Here is an 11,944-nt window from a genome sequence, read left to right as displayed (position 1 = left end):
ACCTCCTGCTTCACGGTGTAGGACTTATTAAACTTAGTAATCAAACCTTTGCTAGATTGGACTTTGGTAAAATATATGTTTATCGGAATAAAGATAGAAGATTTTCCGCACAATAATTGTTAGCAAATAGAGAAATTAACAAATTTATTCGTTTTATCTTGAAATTAAGCTTTTAGGAGGGGTTTACGTGAAAAAAGTCTTATTAGCCATTGTACTTATTTTGCTTTTAGCAGGTTGTAATATGAATAACAAAAAAGATACTGCCAAAAACAATGAACAATCATTAATTAATGTTAAAAACAGCTATATCGAAAGTGTGGATCGTAAAACAGGACAGGAAATATCAAAACGATTAGTAGATTTGGCAACTAGCGTGCCAGATGTAAACGATGCAACCGCGGTTGTATTAGGACGATATGCGATTGTGGGGATTGATGTAAATTCAAAAATTGATCGCTCTGAAGTGGGTACAATCAAATATACAGTTGCAGAAAGCCTAAAAAAAGACCCGTATGGTGCCAATGCCATCGTAGTAGCTGACGCTGATACGAACGAACGCTTAAGAGAAATTCAACAGGATATACAAAACGGAAAACCCGTACAAGGAATTATGGAAGAACTAGCAGATATCGCCGGACGTTTAATGCCGGAAATTCCACAGGATATCATTACTCCAACTCCTAAAAAAGCTACAGAAGAACCAGACAAAAAACTAAATTCTAATCAAGAAAAGAAACTTGAAAAAGAACAAGAAGACCAGTCCAATCATTATAAATAGAATTGGGATTATTTAGAATCATTGGACCTAAGCTAAGTAGGAGGGGTTAAATAACCCCTCCTACATCTATTCGTACTTTTTTCTACGAACGTTCCATCAATATAATTAACGTAAGACTCCATATCCATCCTTCCGTGAATAACGATTCTTTCTTGGCGACTGTCACTTCATCATCCAAAAGGTCCTTGGCGTTTTAACCTGTTCTTCCTCAAGTATGATAATATGTTTTCCCTTTCACAATACAAAATTACCCATGAAGAGGAATTATGAAAAAAGCTTAGTCGAAACTAAGCTTTTTTCATGGCATCCATCACTTGTCTATCAAGTTTTTCAGCTGCATTTTTATCATATGTCTTTTCATACTGAACTTCCTGCACTATTTTTGAACCATAAAACATAACATCTCTTACCTCTTTAATGGTAACTTCCACTAATGCAAGCTTTAGCGGAACTTCATTCATTCTTTCTTCTTTTACTCTTGCTTCACCTTGAATGGAATACGTAGACTCATTAGCAATAATATTAATAACCACTAAGTTATTTTTATTAATATTTTCAATAATTCGAGAACGATTATCTACTGCAAAATAAATTGTATTTTCGTCTTTTGCCAATACCCAAGAAATTGCACTAACATTAGGGCCACCTGTTTGGTGATCTATAGTGGCTAATGTCACAAATCTTTCTTTTTGCATTGCATCATACAATGGCTTTATTAGACCTTGTTCCACTTGATTTGCCATGTATTCACAGCCCCTTTCACATATATATACACAATGATTGAACAGATATTCTCATATTACTACTATCCCAATTATTCCTCAACTTAAACAGATGTTTCGTTAATTTTCATGGTATAATAATTTTATAATGGCAAGGTTGAAGAGGTGAAGTATGAAAGTTAAATGTGTATTATGCGATAAAATTGAATCGATTGATGATGAATCAATTATGGCTAAACGTTTACGTAACCGTCCCATCCATACATATATGTGTAAACAATGCAATGATCGTATAGCAGAAAAAACAAACTTGCGAATAGCAACTGGAAATTTTCGCTTTAACCGGCCCAAAACTGAGGATCAAGAATGGTAAAAAGGAAACCCGCTTATGTAATCAAATGTCATACATAAGCGGGTTTTTTTATTCTTCAACTAACGGATAGTTCTCGTATTTTTCTGGTTCTAGATTAATTTGCGTTAACATAACTTCTATAAGATCTCTTGGAAAGCGAGTATTTTTCTGCTCCCCATTATGCTGAAATGAAAGGTAATACATCACTTCATCTTTTGAAATTTCAATATTAGAAACATGAAATTGTGATGCCAGCACCTCTTCAAAATGGGTACATGTTTCTTTTGCAGCCGTATCATTCGGACGAGCATCGTGGACGACTTTAATGGTTAGCCAATTATAAAGAACATCCTGCAAGGATCTCATTCTCATTACCCCCGTTAATTTGCTTCAGTCCGCGTTTTTTTCGATTGCCATAATCGGATTTTATAAATGATTAAAATCAACGCTGCGACTACAAGGCCTTCCGCAACAGGCAAAAAGATTCCAAGGAAGGTAAGCATCGTGCTACCGAGAATTAAAAATATATAAATAATAATTGATTTTCCAAGCGGGAGTTTTTTGGCAAAACCGAGTTTATAAACAAGGACAGATAAAGCTGTTATTGTCAGATAAAGCAGCCACATCCCAACTTCAGGCTGTTCATGTACTTTATAAAGCGCAGCAAAAAATGAAAGTCTTTCTGTAATATCCACGTGTAACCCCTCCTTTACCTCATACCCTAATAAGATTATTACTTGTTCATTTCTGCATATTTTTTCTTTTTGGCCAAACGTTCGCGTTCATTCTTATCTAAGATTTTCTTTCTTAGACGAATAGATTGAGGCGTGACTTCACAATATTCATCGTCATTTAGATATTCCAATGACTCTTCAAGCGTCATGATACGTGGCTTTTTAATCACCGTAGTTTGATCCTTCGTGGCAGAACGAACATTTGTGGCATGCTTTACCTTAGTAATATTGACTGTTAAATCATTTTCACGCGTATGTTCTCCAACGATCATTCCTTCGTAAATTTCTGTTCCAGGTTCCACGAAAATAGTACCACGGTCCTCAACCTGCATTATACCATAAGTAGTAGCTTTTCCGGTTTCCATGGAAACAAGAACACCCTGACGTCTTCCACCAACTTGGCCAGGAGCAATAGGCTGATAGCTGTCAAATGAATGATTGATAATCCCATACCCACGAGTAAGAGTTAAAAATTCCGTTGTATAACCAATCAAACCTCTAGCAGGTACATTAAATATTAATCGAACTTGTCCAGTTCCATTATTAATCATATCAAGAAGTTCGCCCTTACGTGCACCCAATGATTCCATCACCGCGCCTGTATATTCTTCAGGTACATCTATTTGAACTCTTTCAATCGGTTCACAGCGTACACCATCAATTTCTTTAACAATTACTTCCGGTTTTGAAACTTGCAGTTCATACCCCTCACGGCGCATATTCTCAATTAAGATGGAAAGATGTAATTCACCGCGTCCAGAAACAATCCATGCATCAGGTGAATCAGTATTTTCAACGCGAAGGCTGACATCCGTTTGTAATTGAGCACGTAGTCTTTCCTCAATTTTTCTAGCTGTTACATACTTCCCTTCACGACCTGCAAACGGACTGTTATTAACAGCGAATGTCATTTGAAGGGTAGGTTCGTCAATCCTAAGAACTGGAAGTGCCTCTTGATGATCAACAGGGCATACAGTTTCCCCAACGTTAATATCCTCCATACCAGAAACGGCTACTAAATCACCAGCCATTGCTTCTTGAATTTCTTGACGTTTTAAGCCAAAGAATCCAAAGATTTTTGTAACTCGGAACTGTTTAATGGATCCGTCTAATTTCATTAATGCAACCTGCTGACCGACTTTCATTGTACCGCGGAACACCCTACCAATTCCAATTCTACCGACATAATCATTATAATCCAAAAGAGCTACCTGGAATTGAAGAGGTTCTTCTCTATTATCAACTGGAGCCGGTATATGTTCTATAATAGCATCGTATAACGGTTGCATATTTTCTTCTTGTTTTTCAGGGTTGAGACTTGCCGTACCGTTTATAGCTGAAGCATATATAACCGGAAACTCTAGCTGTTCTTCTGATGCATCGAGTTCAATAAATAAGTCAATTACTTCATCAACGACTTCTTTAGGGCGTGCAAAATCTCGGTCAATTTTATTTACTACCACAATTGGTGTAAGATTTTGTTCTAATGCTTTTTTGAGTACAAAACGGGTTTGTGGCATACATCCTTCATAAGCATCAACTACAAGTAGGACTCCATCCACCATTCTCATTATTCGCTCAACTTCTCCTCCGAAGTCAGCATGCCCAGGAGTATCCAATATATTAATCTTTGTGTCCTTATATTGAATGGCGGTATTTTTAGCAAGGATGGTGATTCCTCGTTCCCTTTCCAAGTCGTTTGAATCCATAGCACGTTCCTCAACATATTCATTTGAACGGAACGTCCCTGCTTGCTTTAATAACTGATCCACTAATGTTGTTTTCCCATGATCGACGTGTGCAATAATCGCAATATTTCTAATATCAGTTCTTGATTTCAAAAACTCCAACTCCTATACTTCTATACAAATAATGAATGACATTATAGTTTCTCAATTACAACTAAAACATTATACCATAATACGAGTGGAAACCTAGAAGTATTTTATGTAGAATAAAGTTATATTTATTGTAAGGGGTAAAAAAATGAGCAAAGTAAAATGGCCATTACTCGTTTATGCAATTTTAGTTACGGTTTGCATCATGGGGATTGGGGTTGCAATAGCCGAAAAAAGCCTTATTGGAGTAATTATTTCTATAGTTGTTGGAATCATCGTTATGGGGTTAGGTTTTAAAACCAAAAAGCGCTTGCGCGAAGAAGGAAAGCTATAAGAAAAGCGGAAGCGACCTGGTTAGCGGCGTATGGCTTGGAAGCTCTCCAACTGAGATAAAGGAAACACGATGAGCGAAGCGATTCGGTGTTGACTTATCGTAGGGCGGAGGCTGAAAGACATTAGCCGCTAGGGCGCTGTTGCTAGACAATTCTCGAAGTCAAAAAAATATTTCCTGATCTATTCTAAAAAGCGGAAGCGACCTGGTTAGCGGCATATAACCTCCTCCCCTATAGTTCAGAAAAAACTTAAGCCACCCCCTAAAGTACCAACGAATACTTGAAAAGGGATGGCTTAAGTTTTTATGAGCAAGAAATTAAACTAAATACAGTGATTAACTATTACCATTCTCCATTTTTTAAATATTCTTCAATAATTGTCTTATGCAAACCTGGTTTGGCGACAAGCAAAGAGTCTTTGTTTAAATAATTTAATTTTTCACCTCTTAAATTTGTTACGATACCTCCGAGTTCCTCAACGATAACCGCTCCACCAGCAAAATCCCATGGAGATAATCGTAAAGATATGTAAGCATCCACTCTTCCAGCTGCAACATATACCATTTCCAGTGCTGCGGTTCCATATGATCTTGTCCCTCTGGCATCTCTTACTAAAGGAATCATCAAATGATGATCAATGCGGTGGTTTGGCATAACCCATGTAGCATTTAATGCAATAATAGCTTCGCTGATCGAAGCAGTTTCGAGTTTTGGCATTTTCTTGTCATTAAGATAAGCTCCTCTTCCTTTAAAGGCATGATACATTTCATCATGAACCACATCATAAACAATTCCAATCATACCTACACCATTCTCATATACTCCGATAGAAATGGCAAAGTTTCGTTGCTGATGAACAAAATTCATGGTTCCATCAATAGGGTCAATGATCCAAACGATCCCTTCCAGACTGACCAATTCATCTCCAAATCCTTCTTCCCCCATGATTTTATGATTCGGGTAATGTTCTTTAATTTTGCGAATAATAAATTGTTCTGTCTCTTTATCAATGTTGGTAACGAGATCATTTTGATTAGACTTCGTTTGAATATCCAATGTTTTATCAAAAGATTGACGAATATTTTTTCCTGCTTCTTTTACCCATTCCATAGCATGGGAATATATTGTTTCCCAAATCATAAAAATTCCTCCAAATATGTCCGTAATATTCCAATTTAGACTATAAACTCTTATGTAGTTAAAATTTAGAAAATATATGAATGTACTTACCTATAGCTTAATCAAATATATATTACACATCAACTTATTACTCTTCATAAAGTTGTCTTTTACTCACAATAATAAACGAACTCCCCCGTTTTTTGGAGTTCGTTTTATATCCTTACCTTTCTTTTTCGTTTCATTCCCCCATAAAACTCCTTAGATCGATTAACTACAGTACTGATCAGAATGCTTTTAATCGTAATAATTCTTGACGAATTTTCTCCAATTTTTGTTTGCTATCTTGGATTTTTTTCTCATTCTTTTCTTCAATTGCTTCAAATAAAACAGCTAATTCATAATCCATTTCCAATCTTAATACAGCAGTTCTTTGTTTTTCAGAAACTTTTTTAAGTGAAGTATTTACTAATTGTTTCATATTAACTCCCCCTCCCCCGTAAGAATTCATCTCATTCACTCATTCATTTTTTACTGTATAATATGTGAAATTTTTCTATGTTGGAACAAATATGTGTATTAACCTAGTTGTGCAACTAATTTCTTTAATCAATCGCATTATGCTAAAATGTGTTTAAAAATTGGTACAATGGAGGTTCATAAAGGAGTTTCAAGAATACATTCACAAGATTTCCTTGACTTTCTCATCAATGGATAAAAAGAAAGAGTAGAAGTAATTAAAAGTACTAAACGTCTTAAACTGTATAACTTGGGCGACTATTTTGCCCCTATTTTAATAGATTAACTGGTGATGAAATGCATGATCATTTCGCAACAAATGCGAGGAGAACCGTATATCAATCACAATCAAAGATACATGCTTGTTTACAAAATACACCGGAAAAGAGGGATAACCAATGCAATTTGAAGGATTCACGAAGCACGATTTTGATACGTTTAATGTAGATGGTCTTGAAGCACGAATGCAGGCAATAGAAGAGCGTATTCGACCAAAGTTCCGAATCATTGGGCAATCATTGACGGATGATCTTTCCGCTAGTCTTGGTCGAGAAATGTTTTTACATATAGCGAAACACGCCCGTCGAACTGTCAATCCCCCGAAAGATACTTGGTTGGCGATTGTATCAAATAAAAGAGGGTATAAACAACACCCACATTTTCAAATCGGTTTGTTTGATGACCATGTTTTTATATGGTTGGCATTTATTTATGAATTGCCTAACAAGACCGAAATTGCAAAGACATTTTTGAAGAATTTGCCGATAATAAAAAGGACTGTTCCAAATGATTTCGTCGTATCCCTTGATCATACAAAAAAAGAAGCTATATCATTCGAAGAAATCGATTTGAAAGCCGCATTAGAACGTTTTCGTGACGTCAAAAAAGCTGAATTCTTGATTGGACGTCATATTGAAGCAAATAACCCGATTTTGTCAGACGGCAACGCATTCATGAATATGGCAATGGAAACTTTTGAAACTCTTATTCCATTGTATGAACTTGCCTATAAATAAAGAAAAACGCCTTACCCCGTTATACTTGAAACGGGCTAAGTCACTTCATTATCTTATGCTTTTTGTTTATCCATTTATTGAATTTTTAAATTGCTGGTTTTAAAAAATGCGGTACGATACAAAAAACAGTATCTCTTTATAAATTCCCACGAAATATTCATTAAAAAAGCTCCTTATTAGGAGCTTTTTTATTTCATCACAATTTTATCGCCTGGGTTGGCCTCTTTTGCTTTTTTCACTACCAGGTATGAAGAATAACCACTAACTTCCTCAAATTCCCTATATACCGTATTTTCTTCTGCTTTACTCGGGACGATTTCCTTAAATCTTCGATATGCATTTATTAATTCATCACGTTCAATTCCTGATTCATAGGCCTTTTCAATCTTTTCAAAGAATGAAATAACATCAATAATTTCTTTCGTACTCCAGCTATAATCGATTGGATATTGATAATCCATCATATCATCCTCTCTCTTGAACTAAACATCATTACTTTGCCCATTTTGAGCGAATTTGTTCCGCTTCTGAAATCATACGTTGAAACAGTTCTGAAACAGAAGGGATATCCTTAATAAGCCCCATTACCTGACCTGCCCAAGCAAAGCCTTCGTCAATTGCACCATCATATATGTATCTTCTATTTGCAGTTCCGCTAATATAATCCTTGAGCTTTTCATAGTCTCCACCAGACTTTTCAATTTCGAGTATTTTCTTAGTCCAGTTATTTGCAATTGCTCTAGCTGGTGCACCAAGAGAACGTTTAATAACAACCGTATCCGACTCAGAACCGGAGACTAAGGCATTTTTATAAACATCATTTGCGTGAACACATTCCTTCGTTGCAATAAATCTTGTACCCATTTCAATCCCTTCCGCTCCTAAACTAAGCGCTGCCATTAAACCTCTACCATCTCCAATGCCGCCTGAAGCAATAACTGGAATTGAAACTGCATCGACAACTTGAGGAATTAAAACCATTGTTCCAATATCATCGCGTCCTAGATGCCCTCCTCCTTCTTGGCCGACCACCATCACAGCATCTGCTCCCAGTTGTTCTGCTTTTACTGCTTGTCTCCGTGCAGCTACTAAAACAAGCTTTTTTACGTCAACTCCTTTTAACTGTTCAAAAATTGGAGCTGGATTACCACCTGTCATAGAAATAACTGGTACTTCTTCCTCGATGGCTACTTGTAAAAAATCTGCAAATGGCCTTCCATGCTGGCCAATCGCAAAATTTACTCCAAACGGTTTGTTTGTTAACTTTTTCACTTTCTTAATTTCATCCCGTAGAAGCTCAGGGCTTGATAAAGACATAGCTGTAATTTGACCAAGGCCACCAGCATTAGAAACTGCAGCAGCCAGCTCAGAATAAGCTAAATAAGCCAATCCTCCTTGGATAATCGGATATTCAATGTTAAGAATTTCAGTAACTCTTGTCTGCCAATTCATTTTCGATCCCTCCTTAAATATATAAATTGTTATTTCTTTTTTAAAGGGTAAATTTCCTGTTATTTTGAAAAACTAATTTTAACTAAAATAAATTAAAAATTATTCTAGGCAATCAAAGCGAATAGTGCTATAATTCATTTGTTTTATGAATTTTTATGTATGTTTATAAGATTATTTTGAATATAAGAGGTGTGGATACAAATTGTCTCAAAATCAAACTCCATTATTTAGTGGGTTAAAAAAACACGCAGAAAGAAACCCAATACAATTCCATATTCCCGGCCATAAAAAAGGGGCTGGAATTGATCCTGAGTTTCGTGAATTCATTGGTGATAATGCCCTCTCCATAGATCTAATCAATATTGGGCCGCTTGATGATTTACATCATCCGAAAGGTATGATCAAACAAGCCCAGGAATTAGCGGCTGAAGCATTTAATGCAGATTACACCTTTTTCTCCGTTCAAGGTACGAGTGGTGCCATAATGACGATGGTAATGGCTGTTTGCGGACCTGGAGATAAAATTATTGTTCCAAGAAATGTCCACAAATCTGTTATGTCAGCCATCGTATTTTCCGGAGCTATACCTGTATTCATTCATCCTGAAATAGACAGAAAACTAGGTATTTCACATGGTATCACACCAGAGTCTGTTGAAAAAGCTCTTGAACAGCATCCTGATGCAAAGGGCGTTTTGGTTATTAACCCAACCTATTTCGGCATCTCTGCCGATCTAAAAAAAATTGTTAAAATTGCCCATTCTTATAATGTTCCTGTACTTGTAGATGAAGCTCATGGTGTTCATATTCATTTTCATAAAGATCTACCATTATCCGCCATGCAAGCGGGTGCTGATATGGCTGCAACAAGCGTACACAAACTTGGCGGTTCCATGACTCAAAGTTCGATCCTTAATGTCAAAGAAGGACTCGTCTCACCAAAACATGTTCAATCTATCTTGAGTATGCTAACTACAACATCGACATCCTATCTATTATTAGCATCTCTTGATGTGGCACGTAAACAGTTAGTTCAAAAGGGAGAAGCATTAATAGACAGAACCATTCAGTTGGCTCAATCTATCCGCAAAAGAATTAATGAAATTGATCATCTATACTGTGCAGGAGAAGAGATCTTAGATTCAAAAGCAATATTTGATTATGATCCGACAAAGTTGATTATTTCTGTAAAAGACTTGGGACTTACAGGATACGAAGTTGAAAAATGGCTACGAGAAAAGCACAATATCGAGGTTGAATTGTCAGACCTTTACAATATTCTTTGTATCATAACTTTTGGTGATACAGAATATGAAGCGGATTTGTTAGTTAATGCTTTGAAAGAACTATCCAATGAATTTGATCACCGAGCCGAAAAAATCGAACCGGTTGAAGTACTACTTCCAGAAATTCCTGTGCTAGCTTTGACACCGAGGGATGCTTTTTATTCTGAAACAGAAGTCATTCCATTTGAAGAATCAGAAGGAAGAATCATTGCAGAATTTGTTATGGTATACCCGCCAGGAATTCCGATTTTCATACCTGGAGAAATAATTACAAAAGAAAACCTTCACTACATTAAAGAAAACCTTGAAGCAGGTCTCCCTGTTCAAGGACCTGAAGACGATGAATTAAAGACCATACGTGTAATAAAAGAATATAAAGCGATCCAATAAAAAATACAGGATTCCGAAGTTGGAATCCTGTTTCTTTATTATATAAACCTATTATTGTTTTTCTTCTTTTTTGTGTTCACAACAGCAGTTTCCTTTAGTATAAAGGACTGTTACTTTTTCATCTTCAAAATGACCAATGGTGGAGTTACAAGTTTGGCATACAAGTGTACCCATCATACTATCCCCTTTTCAATTAAATAATAAGCCGGATGAAAACGTTTTATCAATCCTTAATTTAATAATAATATAACACATTTATTTTTTCAAGCCTAATTTGTATGTCACATTTAAATAATTGAAAAGATTTTTGGCCTTTTTAATAGGATTGTTTGCTTTGATAAATATTTTATATAAGTTGTCATTACTTTTTAGTCAATGCTAGAATAAATATGGGAATATTAAATAGTCTTTGAGGGGGGGATGGATGATGGCTCAAAATGCGTATATCAAGCTTGTGCCCTCATCTGCAAAACAGACGATTACAATCGAGGAAGTAAAAGATTTAATTTATTATTATAAAAATATTACTGAAAAAACAGGAGATCAAACTAACTGGCCGTATGAAAACGCTGCCTTTCCATATGTTGTTAAAGATCCTGAAGAAGGAAAAGATAAATGGTTTTATTTAAAATCTGACCATGAACGTTACTATGCAATTTTAATAGGTGTAGATAAAGAAATCGTTCAGAATGAAGAAGGTGAGGAAAGGGAACAGGTATATATCCAGTTTACCCTTCCAGAGCAATCTACGTTTGGAGATAAGGGTAAGGCAAATGAATTTTGCAAATTTATTGCTAAAAAATTAAAAGCAGAACTACATTTATTTAACGAAAGAGTCATGTACTTTTATCCAAGAAAATAAAATCCCTGGACTCGATTTTTAATATATTAAACGAGCAAGGGTAAAATGAATGGAAGTATAAAGGACGAGGCTTACACTTGTTATAAAAAGTGTTTTAGATAATGATTTAATTATTTGATGACCGATAATAAATGCCAAATAAAAAAATACAAAAAACATAATCACCTTATATATAAGTAGATCATGCTTAGATAACCATTCAATTAATGTATACCCGCTCCAAATAATAAATTGAAGAAGCATGACAATATAAGTTCTCATACTTGTCACCACACAAACCTATTTAATTAACTAATTTCATTATATTAATCATAGTGGATTTTAAGTATCATAAGAGTGGGCTATTTTCATCTTGATGTTAGTCAATCTTTACTTAATTAAAAATTCTCTTCATGAATAAAAAGTCCTTTCCCATCTTTAAAATGTACCCTATAAGATGGACACTTTGAAAAAAGTCCTTCTTGTAGGGTACTTTTGTTTATAATGAGAAAAAAGATGTTGGAGCGGAACTAGAATGACGAAGAGACTATTAACGAAAAAAGAAC

Annotated in this window: 16 protein-coding genes; 6 read left to right on the top strand and 10 right to left on the bottom strand. The window is 35.5% G+C overall.

The genetic code is table 11. The annotated features are described in order from the left end of the window. The first annotated feature begins 187 nt into the window (after nt 1–187). Nucleotides 188–778 carry a YhcN/YlaJ family sporulation lipoprotein gene (locus tag G4Z05_RS01435; protein ID WP_163250140.1) on the top strand — a complete coding sequence of 197 codons (591 nt, stop codon included), beginning with the start codon at nt 188–190 and terminating at the stop codon, nt 776–778. 287 nt (nt 779–1,065) lie between these two features. Here the strand turns inward: G4Z05_RS01435 and G4Z05_RS01430 are convergent, their stop codons facing one another. Then, on the bottom strand, nt 1,066–1,521 hold the full coding sequence (locus tag G4Z05_RS01430; protein WP_038540730.1) for a pyridoxamine 5'-phosphate oxidase family protein: 456 nt from the start codon (nt 1,519–1,521) through the stop codon (nt 1,066–1,068). 151 nt (nt 1,522–1,672) lie between these two features. On the opposite strand from G4Z05_RS01430, the gene G4Z05_RS01425 reads away from it, so the two are divergent. Beyond that, a complete protein-coding gene (locus G4Z05_RS01425; RefSeq protein ID WP_163250139.1) occupies nt 1,673–1,873 on the top strand; it encodes a YlaI family protein in 201 nt (66 codons plus the stop codon). A gap of 48 nt (nt 1,874–1,921) precedes the next feature. On the opposite strand, the gene G4Z05_RS01420 is transcribed toward G4Z05_RS01425, so the two are convergent. From G4Z05_RS01420 to typA, 3 genes are read right to left on the bottom strand one after another with little or no spacing between them, the layout of a single operon-like run. Continuing rightward, a complete protein-coding gene (locus tag G4Z05_RS01420) occupies nt 1,922–2,218 on the bottom strand; it encodes a hypothetical protein (protein WP_163250138.1) in 297 nt (98 codons plus the stop codon). A gap of 14 nt (nt 2,219–2,232) precedes the next feature. Next, nucleotides 2,233–2,547: a YlaH-like family protein gene (locus G4Z05_RS01415; RefSeq protein WP_163250137.1), complete on the bottom strand. Its 315-nt coding sequence runs from the start codon at nt 2,545–2,547 to the stop codon at nt 2,233–2,235. Between the two features lie 38 nt (nt 2,548–2,585). Beyond that, complete coding sequence (typA, locus tag G4Z05_RS01410; RefSeq protein ID WP_163250136.1) at nt 2,586–4,427, bottom strand: translational GTPase TypA; 1,842 nt, start codon at nt 4,425–4,427, stop codon at nt 2,586–2,588. A gap of 145 nt (nt 4,428–4,572) precedes the next feature. On the opposite strand from typA, the gene G4Z05_RS01405 reads away from it, so the two are divergent. After that, the gene (locus G4Z05_RS01405) at nt 4,573–4,758 is read left to right on the top strand and encodes a YlaF family protein (RefSeq protein WP_163250135.1); all 186 of its coding nucleotides are present in this window, start codon (nt 4,573–4,575) and stop codon (nt 4,756–4,758) included. Nucleotides 4,759–5,098: 340 nt separating this feature from the next. On the opposite strand, the gene G4Z05_RS01400 is transcribed toward G4Z05_RS01405, so the two are convergent. Next, complete coding sequence (locus tag G4Z05_RS01400) at nt 5,099–5,896, bottom strand: inositol monophosphatase family protein (RefSeq protein WP_163250134.1); 798 nt, start codon at nt 5,894–5,896, stop codon at nt 5,099–5,101. Between the two features lie 265 nt (nt 5,897–6,161). Beyond that, nucleotides 6,162–6,356 (bottom strand): hypothetical protein, encoded by a 195-nt coding sequence (locus tag G4Z05_RS01395; RefSeq protein ID WP_038540710.1) that lies wholly within the window; start codon nt 6,354–6,356, stop codon nt 6,162–6,164. Nucleotides 6,357–6,792: 436 nt separating this feature from the next. Between G4Z05_RS01395 and G4Z05_RS01390 the strand changes: the two genes are divergently transcribed. Further along, the gene (locus G4Z05_RS01390; RefSeq protein WP_163250133.1) at nt 6,793–7,410 is read left to right on the top strand and encodes a YktB family protein; all 618 of its coding nucleotides are present in this window, start codon (nt 6,793–6,795) and stop codon (nt 7,408–7,410) included. A gap of 188 nt (nt 7,411–7,598) precedes the next feature. Here the strand turns inward: G4Z05_RS01390 and G4Z05_RS01385 are convergent, their stop codons facing one another. Then, a complete protein-coding gene (locus G4Z05_RS01385; protein WP_163250132.1) occupies nt 7,599–7,871 on the bottom strand; it encodes a UPF0223 family protein in 273 nt (90 codons plus the stop codon). A gap of 31 nt (nt 7,872–7,902) precedes the next feature. Beyond that, the gene (locus G4Z05_RS01380) at nt 7,903–8,862 is read right to left on the bottom strand and encodes an NAD(P)H-dependent flavin oxidoreductase (protein ID WP_163250131.1); all 960 of its coding nucleotides are present in this window, start codon (nt 8,860–8,862) and stop codon (nt 7,903–7,905) included. 202 nt (nt 8,863–9,064) lie between these two features. Here G4Z05_RS01380 and G4Z05_RS01375 point away from each other — a divergent pair, with 202 nt between their 5' ends. Further along, entirely contained in the window at nt 9,065–10,537 is a 1,473-nt protein-coding gene (locus tag G4Z05_RS01375; RefSeq protein ID WP_163250130.1) for an aminotransferase class I/II-fold pyridoxal phosphate-dependent enzyme, read from the top strand. A 51-nt stretch (nt 10,538–10,588) separates the two neighbouring features. On the opposite strand, the gene G4Z05_RS01370 is transcribed toward G4Z05_RS01375, so the two are convergent. Beyond that, on the bottom strand, nt 10,589–10,711 hold the full coding sequence (locus G4Z05_RS01370; protein ID WP_038540689.1) for a GapA-binding peptide SR1P: 123 nt from the start codon (nt 10,709–10,711) through the stop codon (nt 10,589–10,591). Between the two features lie 253 nt (nt 10,712–10,964). Between G4Z05_RS01370 and G4Z05_RS01365 the strand changes: the two genes are divergently transcribed. Continuing rightward, nucleotides 10,965–11,399, top strand: a complete 435-nt coding sequence (locus G4Z05_RS01365) for a DUF1885 family protein (protein ID WP_205597393.1) — start codon at nt 10,965–10,967, stop codon at nt 11,397–11,399. Between the two features lie 18 nt (nt 11,400–11,417). Here the strand turns inward: G4Z05_RS01365 and G4Z05_RS01360 are convergent, their stop codons facing one another. Beyond that, nucleotides 11,418–11,660, bottom strand: a complete 243-nt coding sequence (locus G4Z05_RS01360; protein WP_163250128.1) for a hypothetical protein — start codon at nt 11,658–11,660, stop codon at nt 11,418–11,420. Between the last annotated feature and the right edge of the window lie 284 nt (nt 11,661–11,944).

This window comes from Neobacillus thermocopriae (assembly GCF_010975035.1).
In the GTDB taxonomy this organism is placed as follows: Bacteria; Bacillota; Bacilli; order Bacillales; family Cytobacillaceae; genus Neobacillus; species Neobacillus thermocopriae.
The sequence above is the reverse complement of the archived record's forward strand: the minus strand, read 5'-3'. Positions and strand labels throughout refer to the sequence as shown.